The 23,897-nt window shown below is 67.2% G+C and carries 23 protein-coding genes; 12 read left to right on the forward strand and 11 right to left on the reverse strand.

Annotation, left to right across the window (positions count from 1 at the left end; all coding sequences use genetic code 11):
• Nucleotides 1–3: 3 nt before the first annotated feature.
• The 5 genes from THSYN_RS09080 to THSYN_RS09100 all read right to left on the reverse strand — a co-directional run bounded on the left by THSYN_RS09080 (nucleotide 4) and on the right by THSYN_RS09100 (nucleotide 4,030).
• Nucleotides 4–900: a class I SAM-dependent methyltransferase gene (locus tag THSYN_RS09080; protein WP_100918851.1), complete on the reverse strand. Its 897-nt coding sequence runs from the start codon at nucleotides 898–900 to the stop codon at nucleotides 4–6.
• 168 nt (nucleotides 901–1,068) lie between these two features.
• Entirely contained in the window at nucleotides 1,069–1,506 is a 438-nt protein-coding gene (locus tag THSYN_RS09085) for an FUN14 domain-containing protein (protein ID WP_100918852.1), read from the reverse strand.
• A 136-nt stretch (nucleotides 1,507–1,642) separates the two neighbouring features.
• Nucleotides 1,643–1,954, reverse strand: a complete 312-nt coding sequence (gene soxZ / locus THSYN_RS09090) for a thiosulfate oxidation carrier complex protein SoxZ (RefSeq protein WP_100918853.1) — start codon at nucleotides 1,952–1,954, stop codon at nucleotides 1,643–1,645.
• Nucleotides 1,955–1,996: 42 nt separating this feature from the next.
• Nucleotides 1,997–2,461: a thiosulfate oxidation carrier protein SoxY gene (soxY, locus tag THSYN_RS09095; protein ID WP_100918854.1), complete on the reverse strand. Its 465-nt coding sequence runs from the start codon at nucleotides 2,459–2,461 to the stop codon at nucleotides 1,997–1,999.
• Entirely contained in the window at nucleotides 2,462–4,030 is a 1,569-nt protein-coding gene (locus THSYN_RS09100; RefSeq protein WP_100918855.1) for a M48 family metalloprotease, read from the reverse strand.
• Between the two features lie 590 nt (nucleotides 4,031–4,620).
• Here THSYN_RS09100 and THSYN_RS09105 point away from each other — a divergent pair.
• From THSYN_RS09105 to THSYN_RS09140, 8 genes are all read left to right on the forward strand, one after another.
• Nucleotides 4,621–4,818 carry an Alvin_2107 family globule sulfur oxidation protein gene (locus THSYN_RS09105; RefSeq protein WP_100918856.1) on the forward strand — a complete coding sequence of 66 codons (198 nt, stop codon included), beginning with the start codon at nucleotides 4,621–4,623 and terminating at the stop codon, nucleotides 4,816–4,818.
• Between the two features lie 188 nt (nucleotides 4,819–5,006).
• Complete coding sequence (locus THSYN_RS09110; RefSeq protein WP_236848835.1) at nucleotides 5,007–5,945, forward strand: isocitrate lyase/PEP mutase family protein; 939 nt, start codon at nucleotides 5,007–5,009, stop codon at nucleotides 5,943–5,945.
• A 13-nt stretch (nucleotides 5,946–5,958) separates the two neighbouring features.
• On the forward strand, nucleotides 5,959–6,585 hold the full coding sequence (locus THSYN_RS09115) for a trimeric intracellular cation channel family protein (protein ID WP_100918858.1): 627 nt from the start codon (nucleotides 5,959–5,961) through the stop codon (nucleotides 6,583–6,585).
• Between the two features lie 247 nt (nucleotides 6,586–6,832).
• The gene (locus THSYN_RS09120; protein WP_100918859.1) at nucleotides 6,833–7,048 is read left to right on the forward strand and encodes an addiction module protein; all 216 of its coding nucleotides are present in this window, start codon (nucleotides 6,833–6,835) and stop codon (nucleotides 7,046–7,048) included.
• Between the two features lie 168 nt (nucleotides 7,049–7,216).
• Entirely contained in the window at nucleotides 7,217–7,927 is a 711-nt protein-coding gene (locus THSYN_RS09125; RefSeq protein ID WP_100918860.1) for a phospholipase D family protein, read from the forward strand.
• Between the two features lie 165 nt (nucleotides 7,928–8,092).
• Nucleotides 8,093–9,280 carry a phospholipase D-like domain-containing protein gene (locus THSYN_RS33590; RefSeq protein WP_157817541.1) on the forward strand — a complete coding sequence of 396 codons (1,188 nt, stop codon included), beginning with the start codon at nucleotides 8,093–8,095 and terminating at the stop codon, nucleotides 9,278–9,280.
• 118 nt (nucleotides 9,281–9,398) lie between these two features.
• Complete coding sequence (locus tag THSYN_RS09130; RefSeq protein ID WP_100918861.1) at nucleotides 9,399–9,644, forward strand: UPF0175 family protein; 246 nt, start codon at nucleotides 9,399–9,401, stop codon at nucleotides 9,642–9,644.
• A 782-nt stretch (nucleotides 9,645–10,426) separates the two neighbouring features.
• On the forward strand, nucleotides 10,427–11,458 hold the full coding sequence (locus THSYN_RS09140; RefSeq protein WP_100918863.1) for a WD40 repeat domain-containing protein: 1,032 nt from the start codon (nucleotides 10,427–10,429) through the stop codon (nucleotides 11,456–11,458).
• A gap of 63 nt (nucleotides 11,459–11,521) precedes the next feature.
• Here the strand turns inward: THSYN_RS09140 and hemH are convergent, their stop codons facing one another.
• Together hemH and THSYN_RS09150 are read right to left on the reverse strand one after the other, a co-directional pair.
• Nucleotides 11,522–12,619, reverse strand: coding sequence for a ferrochelatase (gene hemH, locus THSYN_RS09145; protein ID WP_418219935.1), 1,098 nt, complete (start codon nucleotides 12,617–12,619; stop codon nucleotides 11,522–11,524).
• Between the two features lie 108 nt (nucleotides 12,620–12,727).
• The gene (locus THSYN_RS09150) at nucleotides 12,728–13,279 is read right to left on the reverse strand and encodes a hemerythrin domain-containing protein (RefSeq protein WP_100918865.1); all 552 of its coding nucleotides are present in this window, start codon (nucleotides 13,277–13,279) and stop codon (nucleotides 12,728–12,730) included.
• Nucleotides 13,280–14,497: 1,218 nt separating this feature from the next.
• On the opposite strand from THSYN_RS09150, the gene THSYN_RS09155 reads away from it, so the two are divergent.
• On the forward strand, nucleotides 14,498–16,030 hold the full coding sequence (locus tag THSYN_RS09155; RefSeq protein ID WP_100918866.1) for an aminotransferase class V-fold PLP-dependent enzyme: 1,533 nt from the start codon (nucleotides 14,498–14,500) through the stop codon (nucleotides 16,028–16,030).
• A 43-nt stretch (nucleotides 16,031–16,073) separates the two neighbouring features.
• Here THSYN_RS09155 and THSYN_RS09160 read toward each other — a convergent pair whose 3' ends face one another.
• The 4 genes from THSYN_RS09160 to THSYN_RS09175 form a co-directional block, all read right to left on the reverse strand.
• On the reverse strand, nucleotides 16,074–16,433 hold the full coding sequence (locus THSYN_RS09160; protein ID WP_100918867.1) for a gamma-butyrobetaine hydroxylase family protein: 360 nt from the start codon (nucleotides 16,431–16,433) through the stop codon (nucleotides 16,074–16,076).
• Between the two features lie 187 nt (nucleotides 16,434–16,620).
• Complete coding sequence (hslU, locus tag THSYN_RS09165) at nucleotides 16,621–17,955, reverse strand: ATP-dependent protease ATPase subunit HslU (RefSeq protein WP_100918868.1); 1,335 nt, start codon at nucleotides 17,953–17,955, stop codon at nucleotides 16,621–16,623.
• Nucleotides 17,956–18,405: 450 nt separating this feature from the next.
• Complete coding sequence (gene hslV, locus THSYN_RS09170) at nucleotides 18,406–18,963, reverse strand: ATP-dependent protease subunit HslV (RefSeq protein WP_100918869.1); 558 nt, start codon at nucleotides 18,961–18,963, stop codon at nucleotides 18,406–18,408.
• Between the two features lie 334 nt (nucleotides 18,964–19,297).
• A complete protein-coding gene (locus tag THSYN_RS09175) occupies nucleotides 19,298–20,212 on the reverse strand; it encodes an acid phosphatase (RefSeq protein ID WP_100918870.1) in 915 nt (304 codons plus the stop codon).
• A gap of 1,036 nt (nucleotides 20,213–21,248) precedes the next feature.
• On the opposite strand from THSYN_RS09175, the gene THSYN_RS09180 reads away from it, so the two are divergent.
• From THSYN_RS09180 to serS, 3 genes are read left to right on the forward strand one after another with little or no spacing between them, the layout of a single operon-like run.
• Complete coding sequence (locus tag THSYN_RS09180; RefSeq protein WP_100918871.1) at nucleotides 21,249–21,812, forward strand: YeeE/YedE thiosulfate transporter family protein; 564 nt, start codon at nucleotides 21,249–21,251, stop codon at nucleotides 21,810–21,812.
• Nucleotides 21,809–22,363 (forward strand): YeeE/YedE thiosulfate transporter family protein, encoded by a 555-nt coding sequence (locus THSYN_RS09185; RefSeq protein ID WP_100918872.1) that lies wholly within the window; start codon nucleotides 21,809–21,811, stop codon nucleotides 22,361–22,363. Before THSYN_RS09180 ends, THSYN_RS09185 begins: the two co-directional genes overlap by 4 nt.
• 50 nt (nucleotides 22,364–22,413) lie before the next feature.
• The gene (gene serS, locus THSYN_RS09190; RefSeq protein ID WP_100918873.1) at nucleotides 22,414–23,688 is read left to right on the forward strand and encodes a serine--tRNA ligase; all 1,275 of its coding nucleotides are present in this window, start codon (nucleotides 22,414–22,416) and stop codon (nucleotides 23,686–23,688) included.
• Nucleotides 23,689–23,897: the final 209 nt, after the last annotated feature.

Here is a 23,897-nt window from a genome sequence, read left to right on the forward strand (position 1 = left end):
CCATCATCCCGGTTTGTGTGCGACCGCCAGGACGTAGTCCAGCCCCCGATAGATGCCCGCCGCATCCATGGACAGGGTCACGCGCGCCGGCAGCCGCATCAGGGGGTGCAGCCGCGCGATCGGCGCCGGGTCCTGGGCCAGACAGCGGTGCAGGGGCGCATAGACCTCGTCGCGGATGGAGTCCACCCGCACCCCGGTGAATCCGCAGGCCGCGAGCCGCCCGGCATACTCTTGCCGCGTGTAGATATTCTCCTTCGGAATTGGAAACTTGCCGGCGACCAGGGTCCAAGACACGCGTTGCTGGAGGCGCGCCCCCCAGCCGCTTGCCGTCGGCATGGGCAGGATGTCGGCGACCACCAGGCGCCCGCCCGGGCGCAGCACCCGGAAGGCCTCGGCGAAGAAGCGCTCGCGGGTGCGGAAGTGGAAGGCGCATTCGAGTGCCGTCACCACGTCGAAGGCGGCGTCCGGCAGAGGCATCGCGGTGGCCGAGCCCTCGCGCAGGTCGATCCGCTCGCAGAGTCCCAGGTCCGCGACCCGGGCGCGGGCGACGGCGACCTGGGAGGCGGTGATGTTGAGCCCGGTGATGGACCGCGGCGCCCGCGTCTGGGCCCAGCGGATATCCTGATCGGCAAAGCCGAAGCCCACGTCCAGTACCGCGTCCGCGTCCGTCATGTCGGCGCGCTCGGCCAGCAGGTCGGCCATGGCGACGCAGGCGTCGTCGAGCGTCCGGGCGTCGCGCCAATAGCCCAGGTTGAGCCAGAGACCGCGCCCGGTGGGCGCGCGGGTGGACAGCAGGTCATAGACCTGGGACACGTCCAGTGACTGGAAGGGGTTGTAGACCCAGTTCAGGTAGCGCAGCGACTCGCGCAGTGAACCGGCGTGGGCGGGGGCGGCAGGCATATTTGAGACCTCGTGCGGGTGTTACCCCCGAACTTGGGTCCTGGCCCGCCGGATCACCAGGTCGCCCACCCCGATATAGCGTCGGGACTGCTGTCCAATTACAACCAGCCGGCACCGTCGTTGATGCGCAACTTTGTGGCCGCCGACTCGCCGGCCTGAGGAGCCTCGCTAGATCTTGAGCCCCAAGGCCAACCCGGCGATGAAGGACGCGGAGTTCGAGAGGTTGTGGCCGATGAAGTCCAGGAAGGCGCCGCCATTGAGCGACAGCCAACTGGCCCAGGTGTCGTACTGGCCCTCCATCCCGGACCAGTCGACGTGTGCGATGCCGGCGTATTGCAGCGCGAAGATGCCGATCAGGATCACGCCGATCATCACCAGCGCGAGCTTGAAGGCGATCTTCAGTGCATAGCCCACCGCCAGGCCGACCATGAAAGAGAAGCCGAGTTTGAGAAAGAAGGCCTCGTTGAACAGGGTGCTGAAATCGGTCACGGGCGGTCCGGGTGGAAGCGCCACCGGCTGCACCGGGGCGGCGGCGTGGGTAACGGCGCCGAAGAGGGCGCCCGGGATCAGGGTGAGGGCGGAGATCCGGCGGTTCAGAGGCGGCATGGGACGACTTGGGCTCGATGCGAAAGGTGGCGCCATTATAGCCCGCGGACGTGATAGCCGGATGTAGGGGCGGGTTTCAAACCCGCCCCCGCCCCTGCACCAGGGGCCTGTCCGGAGGTCAGGTGCGAAGGCTCTATCAACTGATCGGGGCGGTTTCGCTCTGGCTCTGGCCCAGATTGTCCTTCCAGGTGATCTCCACCGGGTCGCCGACCGCGCCGCCCAGGAACTTGAAGGACAGGTAGGGGTTCTTGGAGACGCCGCCGCTCCAGGAGGCGGTGAGTACCACCTCGCCCTTCCACTTGCAGACGACTTCCTCGATGAAGTGGGCCGGCACCAGTTCGCCGGTCTTGGCGTCCTTGCGCAGACCGTTCTCCATGGGGTGGCTGATCAGGCACTTGACCACCGTTTCGGTGCCTTCGAGCTTGGCCCGCACCTTGATATCGGACATGTTCGCTGACCTCGGGAGACATGAATGATGGGGGTCGCGCGCTCAGCCGCCGCAGCCGCCGATGGTGACCTTGACGGTCTTGGTGTTACTGAACAACCGCTCGTCCTGCTTCACCACCGCAATCAGGTCCGCCGTCTTGGCCATCTTGACGCGCGTCGAGACGTAGGGCAGGGCGGCGGGACCCAGGACGAAGGAGGCGACCAGGGGGCGCTCGTTGCCGGCGGCGACGATGGCGATGGTGGTGACGTTCTCCAGGCTGGTCTCCACCGTCACCGGGACCACGGCGCCGTTCTCGGCGAGGTCCGGGGCCTTGATACGGACCTCGTCATTGGTCTCGGGGGCGCCGCTGCCCAGCAGGGCCTTGAGGGCCGAGCCCAGGTCCTGGGACGCGAAGGCGGCCTGGTTCCAGTCCGCCAAGAGCAGCCCCGGGGCCAGCGCGAGCGCGGCGCCGACGGGGCCGACGGCCAGGGAGCCTTTGAGGAGGGTCCTGCGGGTGTCGTCAATCATTCACTTTGCTCCTCTGCGAATATCGATGAGTGTCTTGGGTCCGTCGGCAGCGCCTGCGGCGTTGAGCCCGAAGGGGTCGCGCCCGCGTTTCTTCTGCGCCCGCTCCTCCTCCTTCCAACTCTCCAGCAGGACCTGGATCTGCGCCGCCTCGTAGTAGTCGAGGTCACGCTGGCGCAGGGCGAACTCCAGTTGCTTGATGGCCGGCTCCAGGTCGCCCTCGGCATAGAGCTTCTCGGCGCGATAGCGCAGACTCGCCCCCTTATCGCCCGACTTGATGGCGACCTGGCCCAAGAGGTCGAGCACCATGGCGTTGCCGGGGCGCACCGCCGCGACCGCCTTGAGCTGCTCCATCGCCTTGCGGGGCTGCCCGGCGCTCGTCAGGGCCTCGGCGTAGGCGACGCGCAGCGGCCAGTTGCCGGGGTACAGGCCGACCGCCTCGCGCAGGTGGGCCAGGGCCGCGTCGGTGCGGCCCTGCTTCAGGTCGATGCGGGCATCCAGCACGATGAACTCGGCCAGGCTCGGTTGTCCCGCGAGCAGCCGGGACGCCTCGGCCTTGGCCTCGTCGAGCTGGCCCGAACGCAGCAGGGCCAGGGTGTAACCGTAACGCTCCGCGGACTCGTTGCTGAAGCGGCCCTCCCGCAGCGACGCCTTGAAGGCTGCCAGCGACTTTTCCGGACGGTCATAGGACGCCTCGCGCAGGCGGGCGCGCGCCAGCAGGAAGCGCAGGCTGTCGGGGCGCTGGCGGACCCCGTACTCGGCCGCCCGGCCCAGGGCGTCGCCGATGCGGTTGCTGTTCACCGGGTGGGTGCGCAGGAACTCCGGCGCATTGTTCTCGTAGAGTCGGCTGGTCTTGGAGAGGCGCTCGAAGAAGGCCGCCATGGCGTAGGGATCGCGCCGGGCGTTGGCCAGGGTGGCGATGCCGATGCGGTCCGCCTCCTTCTCATCCTCGCGGATGACATTGATCTGCCGCTGGATGGCCGCCGCCTGGATGCCGGCCAGGGCGGCCATCCCCGCGTCCCCGGACCCGGCCTGGGTGGCGAGGATGGCGGCCGCGATCATCAGTGCCATGGTGGGGATGTTGAACTTGCTCTGGTCCTCGTAGCCGCGCATCAGGTGGTGCTGGGTGATGTGGGCGATCTCGTGGGCTATCACGGCGGCCAACTCGTCCTCGCTCTGGGCGGCCAGGATCAGGCCCGCGTAGATGCCGACGTGGCCGCCCGGTCCGGCGAAGGCGTTGACCACCGGCTGATCGATCAGGAAGAAGTCGAAGCTGCCCTTGGCGCTCTTGTCCGCGGCCACCAGTTCGTTGCCGAGCGATTCCAGATAGGCGGTGATCAGGGGATCGTCCGAGACCGGCAGGGTCGCGCGCACATGGCGCATGAAGGCCCGGCCCAGGCGGATCTCCGCCCCGCTGCTGATGAGCGCGTCCGAGGAGTCGCCCATGTCCGGGAGGTTGAACTGGCCGGCCCCGACGGGCGCCCAGGGCGCGGCGCCCAGGGTCAACGCGCCCGCGAGGCTCAGGTGCAGCGCCGCCCGGCGCCACGCGGTGGTCTTGGTGTTGTAGTTCATGGTCGACTGAGAGGCTCGCCCGCCGATCAGGGTCCGGCCCGCACGGCGGCGGACATGAATGGCGGGCATTATGGACGAGACGGGGTGCGTAAGTGCGCAATTAAGGGGGATATGCGCCGCATCCCGGCCAATCCAAGCCGGTGAGCGGGAACGCAGGGCGCCGACCCGGGATCCTGAAGGGCCGCCCGGGCGCGACACCCGCCCCGGCGTGCCCGCTCCCTTAGGCCCCGCCAGCCTTGATCATCCTTGCGGCCGCCCCGGGCCGGAGTCCAAGGCTTCAGCCTTGGATGGACAGGACCAAGGCTGAAGCCTTGGACTCCAGAGGGTGGTCGCTGGCCGGCGCGCCGATCACGGCCGGCCCCGCCGAACCCCCGCCACGCTCCCCCGGCTTGTCTTCTATTAGAAAACCGCTGTATTCTTATTTTAGTCTCTTGGCCAGGCTCCCGGGTCTGGCCGCCTACCCGGCAAGGCACGCCCCGCGACCGACCGGCGAGACCGCAGAGGACCAGCCCGCGGCCCGACTGCGCCGCGGGGCGACGGTCGCGACCCGCGATCCAAACACCACACAACCAAACGCTCGGAGACCGCAGATGAATCAGTTCTACTACGACGCCGTAACCAAGATGGAGCAGGCGGGCGTCGCTGACGAGTACATCCAGGGCTGGCAGTGCGGCTTCCTGCAGAACCCCAAACGCGAAGACCAACGCCTGACGGAGGCCTACGAGGCCGGCTATGCCGACGGTGAGGAGAAGAATGTCGACAACTTCGCCGACTGGGTCCAGGACTGACCCGTTGCCGAGCGCGGCCGACCGGCCGTGCTCTTGCGCATCTTTCCTGTAGGCTGGGTAGAGCGCAGCGAAACCCATCCCTCGCGTGCGGCTAAGGCGCTGAATGCTGGGTTTCGCTGCGCTCTACCCAGCCTACGGATCAAGCCTCGAGTGATCGGCACACGGTCCCATTTGCGGACCAGTACGCCGTGCAGGACAATCGCTCCATCCAAGCCGAGCGACCCCCAAGCCCCATGTCCTTCCCCGTGCCGTTCCCTGGCGATTCCTCCGGTTCCGCCCCCGCGCGCTTGCGTACCCTGCTGGCGGGGGAGGGCTGTCTCACCATGCCCTGCTGCTTCGACGCCCTGTCCGCCCGCCTGATCGAGCAGTCCGGCTTTGCGCTCAGCTTCATGAGCGGCTTCGCGGTCTCCGCGGCGCGCCTGGCCCTGCCGGACACGGGCCTGATCACCGTGACCGAGATGCTGGACCAGGGCCGGGCCATCTGCCAGGCGGTCGCGATCCCGGTCATCGCCGACGGCGACACCGGCCACGGCAACCCGGCCAATGTGCGTCGGAGCGTCACGCAGTTCGGCCTGGCCGGCTTCGCCGGGGTCATGATCGAAGACCAGGCGGCCCCCAAGCGCTGCGGACATACCGGCGTCAAAGAGGTGGTCGGGCGCGCCGAGGCCCTGGCCCGGGTGCGCGCCGCGGTCGACGCCCGGGACGCGGGGGCCGGCACCCTGATCATGGCCCGCACCGACGCCCGCAGTGCCCTGGGTCTGGAGGAGGCCCTCTGGCGCCTGGCCGCCTTCGCCGACCTGGGCGCCGACCTCCTGTTCCTGGAGGCCCCGCGCGATGAGGCCGAGATGGCCCGCTGCTGTCGGCAGGTCCCCGGGGTGCACATGGCCAATATGCTCGAAGGCGGCCTCACGCCCGTCCTGCCCCCGGCGCGTCTGGCTGAGCTCGGCTATCGCATCGCCGCCTATCCGCTGACCCTGCTCGCGGTCGCCGTCGCTGCTATGCGCGAGGCCCTGGCCGGGCTGGCCGCCGGGCAGATGCCGCCGCACCAGACCGACTTCGCGACCCTGCGTGTCATCCTCGGCTTCGACGCCTACGACCGCCTGCTCGAAGACTACGCTGCCCCCTGAGTCCAGCCCTCGCATGCCACCCAGTCTCGACACCCTGATGTACTGGATCGGCCAGAGCGCCGTGGTCCTGATGGCCGCGGCCGGGGTGCTGGAGGCCGGGCGCAAGCGCTTCGACCTGTTCGGCACCGTGCTCATCGCCGTGGCCGCCGCCCTGGGCGGTGGCTCGGTACGCGATCTCCTGCTCGCGCGCCCCGTCTTCTGGGTCGGCGACCAGACCTACCTCATCTGTGCCGTGAGCGCCGCCCTGGTGACCTTCTTCCTCGCCCGAGTCTTCGTACTCCCGGCCCGCCTCTTCCTGATCCCGGACGCCGCCGGGCTCGCACTATTCAGCGTCGCCGGCACCAAGGCGGCCCTGGTCTGCGGCGCCCCCTGGCTGGTCGCGAGCGTCATGGGCGTCGTCACCGGCGTGGTTGGCGGCATCCTGCGCGACGTCCTGTGCAACGAGGAGCCCCTGGTCTTCCAGGGCACCCTCTACGCCACCGCCGCCTGGGCCGGCGCACTCGCCCTCATCGCCCTGCTGGCCCTGGGGCTCGACGGACGCATCGCCGCCCTGCTCGCCGGCTCCGGCATCTTCCTGCTGCGGGTAGCCGCCATCCGCTGGGACATCGGCCTGCCGCGGTTCACCGCCAAGGGCGCCTGAGCGCCGCGCGCCGCCCCCTGTGGGAGCGGCGTCCCGCCGCGACGAGGCCCGCGCGGACCTGTCAGGACTCATCGGGCTCCTGGGCCGCCCCCAGCGTCGATGCCGTCAAGCCAGACGACGTGCGACCGACGGTTTGCCTCTCGTTCCCAGGTCCAGCCGAGACGCTGGACTGTTGAAGTGCGATCGGGTATCAATAGTCCTCCGGGACCGATCGCCCCGGGAGGACTCACAACCGGAGAAGACAACGATGATCGAACTACCGCTCGCCGCCCTTTCGGTGGAGGAAAAGATCCAGGTGATGGAATCGCTGTGGGACGACCTTTGTCATCGGGCGGACGACTTGGAATCGCCATCCTGGCACGCCGACATACTGGCGCAACGAGCGGCCGACATTGCGCAAGGCACGGAGCAATTCACTGACTGGGAAAGTGCCAAACGGGCAATCCGGGGCCGGTTGCCGTGAAAGTCGGAATACTCTCCGCGGCGTCCTGCCTGCCTTTCGCGGGCCGCATCCCTGCCCTTGAACGAGACGGCAGACAACCAGCACCAGATTGCCGATAATCGCCCTAAGTCGGCCGTCCCACGGTCGCCCACAGCCGCGCCCCCTTCCCCGAGGCAAGGACCCTGACCCATGGCCAAGTTTCTCAACACCAGTGCGACCAACTACTTTCTGGAAGAGCTGATCAAGGCCGCCCGGGAGCGGCTGATCATCATCAGCCCCTTCCTCAAGTTCAACGACCGCATCCGCGAACTGCTCGAAGACAAGGACCGCATGAAGATCGACGTGCGGATCGTCTACGGCAAGAGCGAACTGGCGCCCCATGAGATCAACTGGCTGCGCTCGCTCGCTTTCGTACGCACCAGCTTCTGCCAGAACCTCCATGCCAAGTGCTATCTGAACGAGCGCTCCGCCATCATCACCTCGATGAATCTTTACGATTTCAGTCAGGTGAACAACAACGAGATGGGCGTCTTCGTCGAGCGCGACCAGGAGTCGGACCTGTACCGCGAGACCTACGAAGAGGCCCAGCGCCTGATCCGGGTCAGCGAAGAGGTCAGACTCTCGGCCGAGAAGGTCGAGCAGCCGAAGGATGAGGGACGCGAACCGGCTGCCGGTGCCGCGGATGAAAACGGGTTCGAGAAGCTCACCACGTCCAAGCTCGCCAAGGCGCTTGGGATGCGGACCGGGGAACTGGGCGACAAACTTATCCGTGCGGGGTTGGTCGAGCGGGATGGGGAGGATTTGAAGCTCACCGCCAAGGGTAAGGCGGCGGGAGGGGAATTGAGGGTGTCCGGGAAGTTTGGGCCGTATTTTCTGTGGCCGGCGGATTTGCGCCCTTGATGCTAGCGGCAATGGTTTTCATATACCGTTTCCCGTCGTTTCAAAGGCAAGAGTATAGCCAGCCCCCGGCTACAGACTTCATGCGTAAGATAGGTTACGGCTATGGACGTTGATTTCTTTGCCGAGGATCCCCGTAAAGGGGCTCGGTCTGCCATGGAGCAGGTAATGAACAAGGGCACCGACCAACTGGCCATCGCTTCAGCGTTTTGCACGGCCGCAGGTGTTGCGCTTCTTAAACGCCAAACGAGCCGCCTGAAAACGACGGACTCGTTTGTCGTGGTCTCAGCAGCACCACCAACCGACTATGATCAGCTCGCAACGCTCCATCCCTTGATACCTGCAAGTCTCTTCGTCCATTGGGGAGCGCTGGCGCCTTGGGAGAAGAAGGCTGGTGCAGCGTTGATGCATTCAAAGGTAATCTATGCTCGATCTGGTCGAGAATGTTGGCTGTGGACGGGTAGCCACAACCTGACCGGAAACGCAACGCAAGGCGGAAATTGCGAGGCAGCAGTGTTGCTGCATGGGTCTACCGAGGAAAAGCCGTTTGTCGATGCCCTACGACATCTGAAAGCTTGCCGGAATGAGGCTACGCTCTACGATCCGGATACACCAGCGCCTAGCGGGGTCGAGCGCAACAACATCTTGGTGATTCACGCGGAAGGGGACCCTATACCGCGAATTGCGTTGCCTTGGCGTATTCACCTCTGCTTAGACTCCGCTGATTTTGATGAGCTGATTGCGGCTCCAGCGCAGGTTCGATTGTTTTTATACTCAACAGGAGCGCTTCGTCACGGATGGCAAAGAGCTACGCCGAATGCGGCGTATGCGGGCAAGCTCACAGGCCTAAACCTGACAGCCCTGAATCCAAATGCGGGGCAGGCCGGGACGACTGCTGCATGGAGTGCGGCAGACTTCAATATTGTAGAATCAAGCGGCGTGCCGGTGTTAGCCGCCTCCGGAGCACCGGGTGCGGCAGTGACAACCCAAGCTGTTATCTTCATTAACGCTGTGTCCAGTGCGACTGAGGTGCTTTTTTCGGAGAAACCCCGGGTTGAGATTGAGATGGAACCTGGCGAGCAACGATGGGCTCCTGTCGATCCCGACATGCGAACTTTCTTTCGCGGCAGTCATGTCCGTGGCTCTATGTTGCTTCACATTCCTATCGCTGGTCGTCGACAGGTAATCAGGGTAACCGGGAACGAAGCGCGAGAGCGTGATTTCGATAGAATCCAAGCGGCGGTGGCTGGCAATCGTGACTTCCCTGTCTTGTATGGGGAGATGTCGGAGGCTAGACTTGTCAAACGGCATCCATTTATCGTCCGCGCCAAATATCGGCTACGCGATGGAGACTGAACTATTTCTATTCTCAACGGGACTCAAGTTCGGAAGTCCGGGGACAGCATTCTGATTTCCCTGGCCGCCAAGCGCAAAGCGGATGTGCAACGGAGGCCGGGATGATGAGGAGAGTCAAATGAACACCTTGACGATTGAGCTTCCGGTAAAGGGACTACCCTCACCAGCCGAGTTGGCGGATAATTTCGCCGACGAGGCGCGCTTCCTGCGTGCACTCAAGCTCTTCGAGTTGGGCCGCATTTCCTCGGACAAGGCTGGCCGATTGTGCGGCATGGGTCGCGTCGAATTTCTGTTGACGGCAAGCCGCGCCGGGGTCCCATTGGTCGATTTGAAGGGTGACGATCTCGCGGAAGAGTTCGTCTGATGCCGGCGGAAAGCGCGGTGATCAACGCCGGTCCGCTGGTCGCCCTCTCGTTGGTGGGGCGGCTCGATTTGCTGACCGACCGTTGCTGGATCTGAGACGGGCTGGCTATTACCTGTCCGACGCGATGATCGAGAGCGCTTGTGCGGCCTCGATCATCGTTCCGGCCAGTTCCCTGACGGAGTCCAAGGCTTCAGCCTTGGATGGGCAGGACCAAGGCTGAAGCCTTGGACTCCAGAAGATGGCTGCCGGTTGGGACGATGATTGAGGCCGCTTGTGCAGCGGCCCTGCGCACCTGAAAGGCCGCCATTCTCCGCCATGGCTGACGCCGCGCGAGTCTCTATCGGTCGCGCAAGTGGGTAGGTCGCTCAGGTCGACCGAGAGGCAGCCTTCGACCGCCTCGTAGAACCGCGCCGTTTCAGGGCTGAAGGCCCTTACGAGGGCCTTGATCATAACTCCGGCCCCCCTGCTGGACGGGCGGTCGCTGGTCCGCGCAGCGGACCCTACGGCGTCTCAGGGTCCGGGCAGTCTTGCGTGCAGTGTCAGTGTCTCGGTACGCGGGCGTCACGGGATGTGGCGCCAAGGCTGAAGCCTTGGACTCCAGGGGGCGCGGTGTGCCTCCTTGGCGGATTGTGCCTTCGGGGGGCGTCGGCCTCGCAATTGCCCGCGCCACGGCGCCGCGATTCACCTAAGATTGGCGGTTACCCCGGGCGCACCCCGGCGACCGGTGTCCCGGCGCCGGGGGCGCCCCCCGGTCACTGTGACCCCAGTCAGAGGATTTTGCGATGTCAGACACTTGGCGCTTTGTGGCGCGTCCCGGCGCGACCGATACCATTTATGGGCTGGATCTGAGCCCCGACGGCGGGCGCGTCGCGACGGCGAGTTGGGACAGCGCGGTGCGGGTGATGGACCTGCAGGAGGGGCGCACCCTGCATACGCTCAACGGGCATGAGGGGCGGGTCTACTCGGTCGCGTTCCACCCGGACGGGCGGCTGCTGGCCTCCGGCGGGACCGACGCGGTGGTGCGGGTCTGGGACTCGCTGGAGGGTCGGGCGCTGTGGAGCCAGAGCGGGCACACGAGCCTGATCTACGGTGTCGATTTCCAGCCCCAGGGGGACTTGCTCGCCTCGGGCAGCGAGGATGGGACCGTCGCGATCTGGACGGTGCAGGGGGAGCGGGTCCACCACATCGAGGGCCACAACCAGTATGTGCAGGGGGTCGCCTTCAGCCCGGACGGGCGCCTGCTGGCCTCCGGCAGCCGCGACTGCAACCTGATCCTGTGGGATGTGCGCAGCGGCGCCGAGGTCGGGCGGGTGGCGGTGGTCCACAACGGGATCAACAGCGTGCGCTTCACGGGCGACGGCAAGCGGGTGCTGCTGACCAATGTGGACGGCTCGGTCGGCATCTGGGACCTGGCCAGCGGGACACTGCTGATGGAGCGCAACGAGCACCGCTACCCGGTGTGGTCGGCGGTCTTCAGCCCGGACGGCGGTACCTTCGCCACCGCGAGCGCGGACCGGACCGTGTGCTTGTGGGATACGGCGAGCGGTACCCAGCTAGGGCGCTTCACCGGGTTCGGGGCGGACGTCTACAGCCTGGAATACACCCCGGACGGACGCTTCCTGGTCTGCGGCAGCGCGGATAAGACGATCCGGCTCTGGGGCCGGGACCTGTCGGACGCCGACTGGCAGTCGCTTACCGGGCGCTGGGCCGCGAGCGAGGAGGCCGAGCGTGCCGGGCTGGCCCCGGCGGCGGCCAAGCCGGCACCGGCGGCGGGGCAGGGGGGCATCTTCGGGCGGCTCTTCGGGCGTCGCTGAGAGGAGCGGGGGCGTCCCGCCCCCGTCGGCAAGAGACCCGGGGCGGGACGCCCCGGCTCCTGTCTAGGCCGCCGCCCCCAACTCCCGCGCCCGCTCCCGGCGGGTGTTGAGATCCGGGCTGTCGGCGAGCGGCGCGGACTCCGGCCAGCCGGCGCAGTGACGCTCGATCAGGCCCGCAAGGCCCGCGATGTGCTCGGGTCCGTCGTTGAGGCAGGGGATGTAGCCGTAGGACTGGCCGCCGGACTCCAGAAAATAGTCCCGATTCTCCACCGAGATCTCCTCGATGGTCTCCAGACAGTCGGCCGCGAACCCCGGCGAGATGACGTGCACCGAGCGCACCCCCGTGGCGGCCCACTCCTTGAGGGTCTCGTCCGTATAGGGCTTGAGCCATTCCTGCAGGCCGAAGCGCGACTGGAAGGACAGCAGCCAGCGTTCCTTGGCCAGACCCAAGTCCTCGACTACCAGGCGGGCGGTCTTCTGGCACTGGCAGTAGTAGGGGTCACCGTTGAGAAAATAGTCCTTGGGGATGCCGTGAAAGGAGAACAGCAGCCGCTCGGGCTCCCCGTGCGCGGCCCAGTAGCTGCGGATGCTGGCAGCCAGGGCGGCGATATAGCCGGGGTCGTCGTGATACTGGTTGACGAAGCGCAGCTCCGGCAGCCAGCGCCAGGTGCGCAGTTCCGCCGTCACCGCGTCGAAGGTGGAGGCGGTGGTGGTGGCCGAATATTGCGGATAGAGCGGCAATACCAGGATGCGCCGGGCATGGGCGGCGCGCAGTTGCGCGAGCGCGCTCGGGATCGACGGGTTGCCGTAGCGCATGCCGAGCACGACCTTGACCGGCGCGGCGAAGCGGGCGGCGAGCGCCGTCTGCATGGCCGCGGCCAGGCGTTTTGAGATCACCATCAGCGGTGAGCCCTCCGGGGTCCAGACCGCCTGGTAGTTCCGGGCCGTGCGCGGCGGGCGCGCCCGCAGGATGATCCCGTGCAGGATCAGCCACCAGAGGGGGCGCGGCAGTTCCACCACCCGCGGGTCCCACAGGAACTCGGCCAGATAGCGGCGCACGGCCGGGACCGTGGGGGCGTCCGGCGTCCCCAGGTTCACGAGCAGCACGCCCAGGGTTTCGGGGCTGTCGTGGGGCCCCCCGCGGGTGTTGGCATAGAGGATGGTGCCGTCGCGTTTTCTCGACCCGGCCGTCAGTGTTTCGGCCGCGGCGGGCGCCGCGGGGTTCGTCGGGCGGGGTTCTGACTCAAGTCCAGGCATGTCGATCGGGCCTCAGTCCTGTGCCTGCTCGGACAGGTGTCTGAACAGGGCGCGAAAGCGCTGGGGGTCCGGGGTGCCGAACAGGGGGTCATCGGCACGGGGGGCAAGGGCCTCGATCGCGTCCCAGTCCGCCGTGTCGAGACGCGCCCGCGCGATGGGGAAGGCCTGCGCATCCTCCAGGGTCATGTGGGCGTGCAGCGTCGTGACCAGTTCCCGGCCCTGGCCCTCCACCTCGTCGCGGCGCAGGACCTCCTCGTGGGCGATGCCGTCCAGGGAGCGGCGAAAGCGCTTGTTCATCTGGACCACGACGCTGTGCTGGCGCATCAACACCTCGAAGACATCGCGGTTTTCCGCCCCCTGGTCGAGGGCGCGGCGAAAGATCAGGTCTTCCGTGGGGTGATGGATGGTATCGGCGTAGGTGTCCATGTACTCGAGCAGCTCGCAGAAGAGGTCGTAGTCCGGTTCCTGGCCGTCGCGGAAGCGGTCGAGCAGGGCACTGAGCAGGTCGAGCAGACGCACCAGACGGACGTGGTCCTGGGCGAGACGTTGCATGAGCGGATGCATGGGCGCATGACTCCAAGGTGAAGGGGCCGGACGTCGCGAGTGGACGCTGAGCACGGGCCGCCAGGATGTCCCTGGTCGCGACCGCGCCGGCCCAAACCCCACTAATAAGGCATCACGGCGGCATTGCCAAGCGCAAAGCGCGCACAGTGTGCGCCAAGCGGGACTGCGGCGTCGGCAAGCAGTCCGCGAGGCGGGCGGGAAACGCGCCCTTCGCGCACCAAAAGGGGCGCTGTGGGGGGCATTTGTGGCCTGCCGATCGCCGCAGGAGGAAGGTTTCGAGCCCCGACAGGAGCCGATAACGAGCCCGAAGTTGGGCGCCGGGGCGAGGACGACAAAGAAACCGAAGATGGTCTTCTCGGGGTTTATGGGGACCCCGATGGGACTGCCGGGGCGGTCCGGCAGCCCGGGGGGACGCGGCGCTTGCCGCAATGGCCGGGAAGGGTACCCGGCCTAAGAGGTCGCGATGGGGCGGCCGTCACCGCCTGTCCAGAAGCATCTCAGCAGAACGATTACGCAAGATTCTCCATAATCGTTCCGCTGACTGTCAGACCCCTGGTGCGCCTGCTCAGCGCATATTGCGTCCATTGGCGGCCACCCTCGGCGATCCGGGCGGGGACGCCTTGGATGTCGCAGGTCCGGCGGACGGGGCACATTTCTCCTTGCCGCTGCCGGTCGCTTCGTTACTGCGCGTGGCCAAGCGGTTGACACAACTGCCGATGACGCCTTCCTTGCCGGAGCAAGGTTCACTAGCGCGCCATTCTGCGGCCGCGGACGAAGCGGAAAGGACGGCCAAGACTGCGATCACGAGTTGACCGCTTTTGTCAACAATAATTTTGGCGGTCGATGCCGGGACCGCAGGTCGCTCGAGCGGACCGTCCGCGGTTGGCCTGGACGCTGATCAGGCCCCCGGAATTCCAGTGCCGCACGAGGACTGACGCGACCCGCCCCGCGGGGAACCGGATCACAGATTCCCAATCCCGCGGGTCGCGCGCGCCCGGTCTTTCGACAATTGCGGATGCACGTCACTGTCCGTTCGTCGGATGCTGTTAAGCTCCCATCGACGCAATGTTGCATTCGGTCACGGATGTTGCGTAGCGGCGCGGCCCTGCCCCGGCCTCAGGCCGGGAGCGGACGCCATCTCGCATCCATCGCGGCAGAGGGCCACGGGTCGGTCGGTCAGCCCCGCGATTACTTCTAACGAGTCTGGGAGCTCTATCCATGTCAGCGCAAGAGAACAACAACGGCGTCGGTCTCGATCGTCGCGGCTTCCTCAAGGGCTTCGCCTCCGCGGCGGTGGCTGCCACCCTGGTCGGCCCACGCGAGGTCCTCGCCGATGAGTCCAGTGCACCCGGACGGCTCGGGCGCGAGCTCCTGCCGCCCCCGACCATCACCAAGCCGGCCGGTACCGAGAAATACTGGCGGCAGGTCCGCAAGGCGTTCTCCCTGTCGAGCGACTATATCCACATGAACACCGGCACCACCGGGTCCCAGCCGGAGTTCGTCCAGAACAACCTGGCCGTCTACAACCGCTACAAGAGCGAGGACCCGCGCGACTGGGCGGCCAACCTGGCGGCCGATTTTCCGACCCTGTTCCCGATCACGCCCTCCGCCATGGGCGCCCGCCAGTTGCAGGTCGCCAACGCCTACGGGGCCAACGCCGAAGAGATCGTCCTGAGCTACAACACCACCGACGCCTGCAACCTGATCTTCGCCGGCACCCCCTGGCAGCCCGGTGACCGCATCGTCACCACCAGCTTCGAGCATCCGGGCCTGGCCGGTCCGATTGCCTGGGCGCGGGACTACCATCAGGTCGAGGTCGTCGTGGTCGACATGCCCTCCAGCTTCCCCGCCACCCTGACCCCGGCGCAGGTGGTCGAGTGGTTCCGGCCCGCCTTGGCGGCGAATCTGGGTGCCGGGAACAAGCAGTACCTTGCCGTTTCCGAGGTCTTCTACAAGAACGGCCTGCGCCTGCCGATTGCGGAACTCTGCACGCTGGCCCGCAGTTATGGCGCCTTCACCATCATCGACGCCGCCCATGGCTGGGGCATGTTGCCGGTCGACTGCCATGCCTATGGGGCGGACTTCATCGCCGGGGCCGGCCACAAGTGGCTGTGCGGCGGACCGGGCACGGGCATCTTCTATTGCCGCACCTCCGATGCCGCGGCACACACCCTGCCGCCCCTGGCCCCCGGCAGTTTCTCCAGTTACGGTAACCCGTTCGTGATCCCCAGCGTCTTGTTCAACAGCCGCGCCTTCCGCCCGTCGAGTTCCATCCAGTCGCGCGGCGAGTACAACACCCCGGCCGTCTATGCTATGACCGACTCGCTGGCCTTCTTCTCCCAGATCGGCCTCAACGCCATCTACAACCGCGGTGTAGCCCTGGGCAACTACCTGAAGGGCCTGATCGCCGCCCAGTGGGGCCCCGGGGCCCTGTGGGTGCAACAGAACCCGAACAGCGCCTTCGCCACCGCGGTGACCTCGTTCAACCCCTTTGCCGCCAAGGACGATTCGGCGAGCCACGGCGTCATGAATGCAGCGATTTCGACGATCCTCACCAACCTGGCCGCGGAGATACCGAAGATCTATATTCGCTCGACCACCTGGCGCACCAGCCACCTGCTGACGGCGGACAACCGGGTGGGGTTCCGTATCTCCACCCACGGCGTCTACAACAACTACGACGAGATCGACTACGTCTTCGCCCGTCTGGTCGACCAGGTCAACCTGAGCGGACTGGCGCAGCACGACTGAGTCCAGCCCCGCGAGCGCCGGGCACGGGCCCGGCGCGCCTGCCTCAGGACGGCTTCTTATGCCGCAGCCCGGCCTGGGCGAGTTCGTCCAGATACCCCTGCCAGAGGCGTTCCTGATTGACGCCCAGGTGGCGCAGATATTCCCAGGAATAGATGCCGGTGTGGTGGTCATCGTCGAAGTGCAGGCAGACGGCATAGTGGCCGACCGGCTCGATCCGGTCGATGCCCACGTCCTCCTTGCCCACCTGGAGCGTCCCCTGGCCCGGGCCATGGCCCTGGACCTCGGCGGAGGGTGAGAAGACACGCAGATACTCGCAGGGGAGGCTGAAGCGGGCGCCGTCCTCGAAGGCGACCTCCAGGACGCGGGACAGTTGGTGCAGGTTGAGTTCGGTCGGTGCGGGCATCTGGTACTCCTACCCCGCGCGCCGCCGGCGCGCGGGGTGTTGATGAATATGAGTGACGGCCGTCGGGCCGTACGCCGTAGGATGGGTAGAGCGCAGCGAAACCCATCGTTCCCGATCGCAGAATCGTAGGATGGGTAGAGCGCAGCGAAACCCATCGCTGCGCGGGGCCGCTCCCGCCGCCAGGCCGTCAGAGGATGTAACGCGACAGGTCCTCGTCCGCCGCCAGTTGGGACAGGTTCTGGTCCACATAGGCGGCCGTGACGGTCACGGTCACCCGGTCCAGGTCCGAGGCGTTGTAGGAAACGTCCTCCAGCAGCCGCTCCAGCACCGTGTGCAGCCGCCGGGCGCCGATGTTCTCGGTGCGCTCGTTGACCTGCCAGGCGATCTCGGCCAGGCGGCGAATGCCGTCCGGGGTGAACTCCAGGTTGACCCCTTCGGTCGCGAGCAGCGCCTTGTACTGATCCGTCAGCGAGGCGTCCGGCTCGGTCAGGATGCGCACGAAGTCCTCCGTGGTCAGGGCCTTCAACTCCACGCGGATGGGCAGGCGGCCCTGCAGCTCGGGGATCAGGTCGGAGGGGCGCGCCAGGTGGAAGGCGCCCGAGGCGATGAACAGGATGTGATCGGTCCGCACCGAGCCGTGCTTGGTGGAGACGGTACTGCCCTCCACCAGCGGCAGCAGGTCGCGCTGCACCCCCTCGCGCGAGACGTCGGCCCCGGAGACGCCCTCACCACGGCGGGTCACCTTGTCGATCTCGTCGAGAAAGACGATGCCGTTCTGCTCCACGTTCTCGATGGCGCGCAGCTTCAACTCCTCCTCGTTGACCCGCTTGGCCGCCTCCTCGTCGCGCAGCAGCTTGCGCGCGTCCTTGATCCGCAGCTTGCGCCGCTTGGTGCGGCCCTGGCCCAGGTTCTGGAACAGGCCCTGGAGCTGGCTCGTCATCTCCTCCATACCGGGCGGGGCCATGATCTCCACGCCCAGGGGCGCGGCCGAGACCAGGATCTCCACCTCCCGCTCGTCGAGTTCGTTGGCGCGCAGCTTGACGCGGAATTTCTCCCGGGTGGCGGTAGTCGCCGTGGTGGTGCGGCTCTCCTCCTCGAAGCCGCCCGGGGGCGGCAGCAGGGCGTCCAGGATGCGCTCCTCCGCGGCCGCCTCGGCCAGATCGGCGAGCCGGGCCATCTCCTGCTCGCGGCACAGCTTGATGCCGATGTCCGCCAAATCCCGGATGATGGACTCCACGTCGCGGCCCACATAGCCCACCTCAGTGAACTTGGTGGCCTCGATCTTGATGAAGGGGGCATTGGCGAGACGGGCCAGGCGGCGCGCGATCTCGGTCTTGCCGACCCCGGTGGGGCCGATCATCAGGATGTTCTTGGGCGTGATCTCGGTGCGCATCGGCTCCGGGATCTGCATCCGCCGCCAGCGGTTGCGCAGCGCGATCGCCACCGCGCGCTTGGCCTCGTCCTGGCCGACGATGTGCTTGTCCAGTTCGGCGACGATCTCTTGGGGGGTGATTTCCGACATTGGATTTGGAGGTCCGTGGATGGGCCGCCCGGCCGGCGGCTCGGCGTGACGCTTGAGGTTATATATAGGGTATAAACGCCCTTCAAAGGGCACTAAGGTGTGGGTCGTCCACGGCTTCCGCAAGACTGCCCGGCGTCGGCGCGATCGTCGGTCCGCACAGCGGACCCTACGGGCGCGGCCCGTAGGGTCCGCTGTGCGGACCAAAGCCCTACCCGCACACGCCGCGGCATCGACAGGGCAGAGACCCCGACGTACTCCCGTACTAAGGAACGGTTCACGAATAAGTTAAACAATTCCATTGGGCTGCACGATGGCGTCGTTGTCGTTGTCGTTGTCGTAATCGAGGTTATCGTAGCACCCCGGATTTTCTCGCACCCCAAAGTGCATCGCTTTTCCGATTACGACAACGACAACGACAACGATTGCGTTTAACTCGTTCTTGGCTCGTCACTAACGTCCTTCCCCGACCCCCGCGTCCAACTCCTCGAGCACCAGATTGTGGTTGGTGTAGACACAGATGTCCGCGGCGATATGCAGGGCGCGCTCGACGATCTCACGGGCGGACAGTTCCGAGTTCTCCAGGAGCGCCCGGGCCGCCGCCTGGGCGAAGGGACCGCCGGAGCCGATCGCCATCAGGTTGTGTTCCGGCTCGATGACATCGCCGGTTCCGGAGATGATGAGCGAGGACTGGCCATCGGCGATGCACAGCAGGGCCTCCAGCCGGCGCAGCATCCGGTCCGTGCGCCAGTCCTTCGCCAGTTCCACCGCGGAGCGGACCAGGTGTCCCTGGTGCTTCTCCAGCTTGCCCTCGAAGCGCTCGAACAGTGTGAAGGCGTCCGCGGTGGCCCCGGCAAAGCCCGCGATCACCCGATCCTTGTAGAGCCGCCGCACCTTGCGGGCGTTGCCCTTCATGACCGTGGCGCCGAGCGACACCTGACCGTCGCCGCCGATGACGACCTGACCGCCGCGACGCACTGAGAGGATGGTAGTACCTTGAAAAATTGGCATGGGCGAGGGCTCCGGGGACGGCCCCGATCGGGGGAATCCCCCCATTCTACGCCAGGCCCGCCCGCCGTGGCGTGAGTAGGAGCGGCCCCCCGGCCGCGACGAGCCCCCGCGGATTGCCATGGCGTGGCGGTTTATCCCAGAAAAAGCAGTTTAGCCGCCAATGAACGCAAATAGACGCAAATAATCAGAGACTTGGGCTTTACTGAATGTTCACTGTCCGGGTGACGCCCGCGACGATGCTAACCAGCAGATTTATTTGCGCTTATTTGCGTTCATTTGCGGCCAAATACTCTGATTGGGCTTCTCGCAGCGTCGCGGCGCGGCCGGGGGATCGCTACCGCGGATGCCGTGTCTTCGGCAACGTCACGGCCAGTGCCGCCGCCTCCGCCCGGCAGTCGCGGGTGGGCCTCAGTCCCTTGGCGCGGGCCGCGGCCAGTTCCGCCTTGGCGGCCTCCAACTGGGCGCGAAAGGCCGGGTCCGCGTGCAGGCGGGCGACTACGCCGGGCGCCAGCACCCGGCTGGCCGTCACGTCGCTCTGCCAATGCACGCCGCAAATCACCCGGCTCTGGCCAAAGGCATAGCCGCGCGCGAGGAGCCGGTCGGCACGCTCGGGGGCCAGTTCGGTGAGGATCAGGGTCCAGGTCCAGCCGATCATGGTATGACCGGATGGGTAGGACCCATTGAGCCGCAGCCGCGCCTCATCGTCCGGGGTGCAACTGGCCTGGCGATTGACGACGAAGGGGCGGATGCGCCGGTAGTGCTCCTTGGTCGGCGCGGCGGCAAGCTTCGCATCGGTCGCGCTGCGGCCCAGGAGGGCGTACAGATTCGGCGTGGCCTCTTGCGTGATCGGCGCGTCCAGCGCGCAGGAGAAGGCCTGCGGGCCCTCCGGAAGTTTGAGTACCGCGTCGGCGCTCGCCAGCGCCCAGCGCGGCGTGTTGCGAAAGGCGCGCGTCGCGCGGAACGCCGCCTGGTCGGCGGCCATGGCGGCCGATCCCGGGGCGGGCGGGGGCGGGAGCAGCGTCAGGCCGTCGGGCAGCGCGTCGGGCTGCAGGAAGCCGACCGGTATCCCCGGCTTGAGCTCGGCCACAGCGGCGGGTGGCGGGGCCTGGTTGACCGACGCACAGCCCGCCGCCAGGACCAAGCCGGCCAGCGCCAGCCAAGGCAAGAGCCGCCGTGGGGCTGCGGGCGCGAGCGGTCGAACGGCGGTCGATGGCTTCCCACCCAAGTCCACTGCACGCGATACACCCATTCTCGCTATCTCCTGTTCGCTGGTCTTCATCAATGCGGCCGGCAACCGGCCGCCCTGCCGGATAGCATATCGCCTTCTCGACCCGGTGTCGGGTCAGCTGAAGGCCACCGGGAACCCTGCAAGAGCGAGTCGACGAGGCCTGGGTCTACAACGCCGAGGCCGGCGTGGGCGGCTCCGAGGGGATGACCCAGCGGCTTAAGCTCAAGCTGTGGCCGACCGGACCGGATGGCGAGGCACCGGTGCGTGTCGGCGTCGGCGGCCCCATGCCAAGATAGGGCCGCCGGGGCTGAGTTGACGAGCGGCGAGCGAATGAGGCCGGTCGGCGCCAGGTTCGTGCGCGCAGCGGGGTTACTCGCGTCACCGCGCGGCGCGCTCGTGCAAGAATCGACGGCGCGCCTGCGGCCCCCCGTCCGGCTGAAGCCTTGACCTCCGGTGGGGGCCCGATCGCCCATAGAGGCCGAGATTTTGCGTTTAAGGTCGCGTAGCGACGCTGTGGGAGCGGCTTCAGCCGTGACGCGACCGCGCAAACTGCCGTGGCCTCCATCTATGAGTTCTACGACCGGCGTGATGTACCCATCGCCGGGTTGCTGGGGCTGCAACTGCTGCGAGAGAACCGCCGTGGTGCCCTCTTCGGCGTGCCCGGGCGGTTGTTCGGGCGGACCTTGGCCCGGTTGATCGCGGGCGGGCGATCGGTGGTCGTGGTACGGCAGGGCGATCGGGACTGGACCGGGATCCGCGAGCGGGTGGTGGCGTGGCGGATTTCTCGTGCCTATCCTGTTAATCCTGTCCAATTTCATGCCCCTTGCCCGATCGCCGGCTTGGCCCCGGCAATTCCGCCCCGCGGCACCAGCCGGCGGCCGGTGCTTCTGGCTCGCACGCTCCTGCGTGGGAGCAAGTGCGGGCGCTCCGCGTCCAGTGCCAAGACCGGACGCGGAGCGCCCGCACGGCATTCCCCTGCTTCCGCGTGGAAACGAGAGGCCAGGGAGCCCCGTGAAGGGTTAGAATTCGGCCCCCTCGACTCAATGAACGGACACCGATGAACAGCAAACCACGCCCAATCGTCACACCCGGGGGCCAGGCCCCGGCGCCATCCGGGTCGCCGGTCCCCCTGTCACGCCGGCAATGGCTCCTCGCCGGGGTCGCGATCGGCCTGCTCAACGTGCTCATCACGAACGTGCACCTCGCCGATCGACCGATCGGCGCTTCGACCGGCTATCCCTATCTCGCGGGCCTGGTCGCCGGCCTGGAAGGCGCGGAGTATTTCCGGCAGATCGCGACGGCCGGTTCCTGGGAACTGCTGTTCCTGGCGGGCGGCTTCTGCGGGGCCCTGGCCGGTGCGCTCGCCTCCCGGACCTTTCGCCTGCGCGGCGTGCCGGCCCTGTGGGCGCGGCGCCGGGGGCCGGGCCTGGTGCGGCGGCTCTTGTGGGCCTTCGTCGGCGGCTTTCTGCTGATCCTGGGGGCGCGTCTGGCCGGCGGCTGCACCAGCGGGCATATCCTGTCGGGCGGGATGGAACTGGCCGCCAGCGGCCTGCTGTTCGCCCTGGTGGTCGTCGCCTGTTTCGTGGCCGCCTCCCGCGCCTTCTATGGGGTGTCGCGATGATCGTCGCCTTCCTGGCCGGCGTGGCCTTCGCGCTCATTGCGCGGTGGGTGGGTATCACCCGCTTCGAGCGGATCATCGGGTTCGGGCTGCTCCTGGACTTCACGGTCGCCAAGATACTGCTGGTGGCGATCGGTACCTCGGCCCTGGCCTTCTTCGTCGAGTACCAGCTCGGCGCGGCGGTCCTGGAGGTGAAGCCGCTCCTGATCGGGGGCGTCGTCGCGGGCGGCGTGCTCTTCGGTGTCGGCATGGCGCTGCTCGGCTACTGCCCCGGGACCATGCCGATGGCCTTGGGCGAGGGCAGCCTGGACGCCGGGGTCGGTCTGGCCGGTGGGCTCACGGCCGGCCTCCTCTACACCCTGGTCTACCCCTGGGTGGCGCCCTGGATTGGTCCCGACCTCGGGGCGGTGAACCTCTATGTCCAGGACCCGGTCGCCTGCGCCCTGATCGTGGCGGTCTTCGCGGCGGTCCTGTTCGCCGCGGCCTTCTGGTTGGATCGGCGCCGCCCGTCCGCGCCGGAGCCGGCGGCCGGTGTAGAATCCGCCATGAAATAGGCCGTTGAACGGCCGCCCCTGGCCCCCTGCATCGAGACTGGTGACCCCAAGTGTTAGACCCCCGCCTGCTTCGCACCGACCTGCCCCTGGTCGCCGCCCAACTCGCCCGCCGCGGGATGCGGCTGGATACCGCCCGGATCGAGGCCCTGGAGGGCGAGCGCAAGGGCCTGCAGGTCCGGGTGCAGGAGCTGCAGAACGAGCGCAATACGAGTTCCAAGGCCATCGGCCGGGCCAAGGCGGCGGGGCAGGACGCCGCCCCCCTGCTGGCCGCGGTGGCGGATTTGGGGACCGTCCTGGCGGCGGCCGAGGCGCGGCTGACCGCCATCCAGGACGAGCAGGGCGAGATTGCGCTCGGCCTGCCCAACCTGCCGGACGCGAGCGTCCCCGACGGGGCGGACGAGACCCACAACCGCGAGGAGCGCCACTGGGGCGAGCCGACCCGTTTCCACTTCACCCCCAAGGACCATGTCGATCTGGGGACGGCCCTGGGCTGGATGGACTTCGACCTGGCGGCCAAGGTCACGGGGGCACGCTTCGTGGTCCTGTCCGGGCCGCTCGCCCGGCTGCAACGCGCACTGATCCAGTTCATGTTGGACCTGCATACCAAGGAGCACGGCTACACCGAGGTCTATGTCCCCTACCTGGTCAACGCCGACAGCCTGCGCGGCACCGGCCAGTTGCCCAAGTTTGCCGCGGATCTCTTCAAGGTCCCCGGCGAGCGGGACTTCTATCTGATCCCCACGGCGGAGGTGCCGGTCACCAACCTGGTGCGCGACTGCATCCTGGAGGCCGACCAGGTGCCCCGCCGCTGGGTCGCCCACACCCCCTGCTTTCGCAGCGAGGCGGGCGCCTCCGGCAAGGACACCCGCGGCATGATCCGCCAGCACCAGTTCGAGAAGGTGGAACTGGTCCAGGCGGTGCGCCCGGAGGACTCCGCGCTGGCGCACGAGGCACTCACCGGTCATGCCGAGACGGTCCTGCAACGCCTGGGCCTGCCCTACCGGGTGGTGACCCTTTGCACCGGTGATCTGGGGTTCTCCGCCTGCAAGACCTATGACCTGGAGGTCTGGCTGCCCGGCCAGCAGACCTATCGGGAGATCTCCTCGTGTAGCAACTTCGGCGACTTCCAGGCGCGCCGCCTCCAGGCGCGCTGGCGCAACCCGCGCACCGGCAAGCCGGAACTGCTCCATACGCTGAACGGCTCGGGGCTGGCGGTCGGACGCACCCTGGTGGCGGTGGTGGAGAACTATCAGCACGCGGACGGGCGGATCGGGGTCCCGCAGGCCCTGCGGCCCTATCTGGGCGGGGTGGAGATGATCGGCTGAGGGGGCGGCTCGTTTGTCGGATGGGCAGAGCGCGGCGATGCCCATCTCTCTCTTACGGCTGCCTACCGCGCCATTTTCGTTGTCGTTGTCGTTGTCGTTGTCGAGGTTGTCGGAGCGCCCCGGATTCTCTCGGACCCCGAAGTGTATCGTTTCTCCGATTACGACAACGACAACGAGTGCGCTCAGTTCCCCACCTCCGGCCTTTGTCT

This window comes from Candidatus Thiodictyon syntrophicum, from assembly GCF_002813775.1.
In the GTDB taxonomy this organism is placed as follows: Bacteria; Pseudomonadota; Gammaproteobacteria; order Chromatiales; family Chromatiaceae; genus Thiodictyon; species Thiodictyon syntrophicum.

What these genes read in the sequence shown, in the direction of transcription:
- THSYN_RS09080 (WP_100918851.1), bottom strand. Translation starts at nt 900, where the DNA reads ATGCCTGCCGCCCCCGCCCACGCCGGTTCACTGCGCGAGTCGCTGCGC.
- THSYN_RS09085 (WP_100918852.1), bottom strand. Translation starts at nt 1,506, where the DNA reads ATGCCGCCTCTGAACCGCCGGATCTCCGCCCTCACCCTGATCCCGGGC.
- soxZ (WP_100918853.1), bottom strand. Translation starts at nt 1,954, where the DNA reads ATGTCCGATATCAAGGTGCGGGCCAAGCTCGAAGGCACCGAAACGGTG.
- soxY (WP_100918854.1), bottom strand. Translation starts at nt 2,461, where the DNA reads ATGATTGACGACACCCGCAGGACCCTCCTCAAAGGCTCCCTGGCCGTC.
- THSYN_RS09100 (WP_100918855.1), bottom strand. Translation starts at nt 4,030, where the DNA reads ATGAACTACAACACCAAGACCACCGCGTGGCGCCGGGCGGCGCTGCAC.
- THSYN_RS09105 (WP_100918856.1), top strand. Translation starts at nt 4,621, where the DNA reads ATGAATCAGTTCTACTACGACGCCGTAACCAAGATGGAGCAGGCGGGC.
- THSYN_RS09115 (WP_100918858.1), top strand. Translation starts at nt 5,959, where the DNA reads ATGCCACCCAGTCTCGACACCCTGATGTACTGGATCGGCCAGAGCGCC.
- THSYN_RS09120 (WP_100918859.1), top strand. Translation starts at nt 6,833, where the DNA reads ATGATCGAACTACCGCTCGCCGCCCTTTCGGTGGAGGAAAAGATCCAG.
- THSYN_RS09125 (WP_100918860.1), top strand. Translation starts at nt 7,217, where the DNA reads ATGGCCAAGTTTCTCAACACCAGTGCGACCAACTACTTTCTGGAAGAG.
- THSYN_RS33590 (WP_157817541.1), top strand. Translation starts at nt 8,093, where the DNA reads ATGAACAAGGGCACCGACCAACTGGCCATCGCTTCAGCGTTTTGCACG.
- THSYN_RS09130 (WP_100918861.1), top strand. Translation starts at nt 9,399, where the DNA reads ATGAACACCTTGACGATTGAGCTTCCGGTAAAGGGACTACCCTCACCA.
- THSYN_RS09140 (WP_100918863.1), top strand. Translation starts at nt 10,427, where the DNA reads ATGTCAGACACTTGGCGCTTTGTGGCGCGTCCCGGCGCGACCGATACC.
- THSYN_RS09150 (WP_100918865.1), bottom strand. Translation starts at nt 13,279, where the DNA reads ATGCATCCGCTCATGCAACGTCTCGCCCAGGACCACGTCCGTCTGGTG.
- THSYN_RS09155 (WP_100918866.1), top strand. Translation starts at nt 14,498, where the DNA reads ATGTCAGCGCAAGAGAACAACAACGGCGTCGGTCTCGATCGTCGCGGC.
- THSYN_RS09160 (WP_100918867.1), bottom strand. Translation starts at nt 16,433, where the DNA reads ATGCCCGCACCGACCGAACTCAACCTGCACCAACTGTCCCGCGTCCTG.
- hslU (WP_100918868.1), bottom strand. Translation starts at nt 17,955, where the DNA reads ATGTCGGAAATCACCCCCCAAGAGATCGTCGCCGAACTGGACAAGCAC.
- hslV (WP_100918869.1), bottom strand. Translation starts at nt 18,963, where the DNA reads ATGCCAATTTTTCAAGGTACTACCATCCTCTCAGTGCGTCGCGGCGGT.
- THSYN_RS09175 (WP_100918870.1), bottom strand. Translation starts at nt 20,212, where the DNA reads ATGGGTGTATCGCGTGCAGTGGACTTGGGTGGGAAGCCATCGACCGCC.
- THSYN_RS09180 (WP_100918871.1), top strand. Translation starts at nt 21,249, where the DNA reads ATGAACAGCAAACCACGCCCAATCGTCACACCCGGGGGCCAGGCCCCG.
- THSYN_RS09185 (WP_100918872.1), top strand. Translation starts at nt 21,809, where the DNA reads ATGATCGTCGCCTTCCTGGCCGGCGTGGCCTTCGCGCTCATTGCGCGG.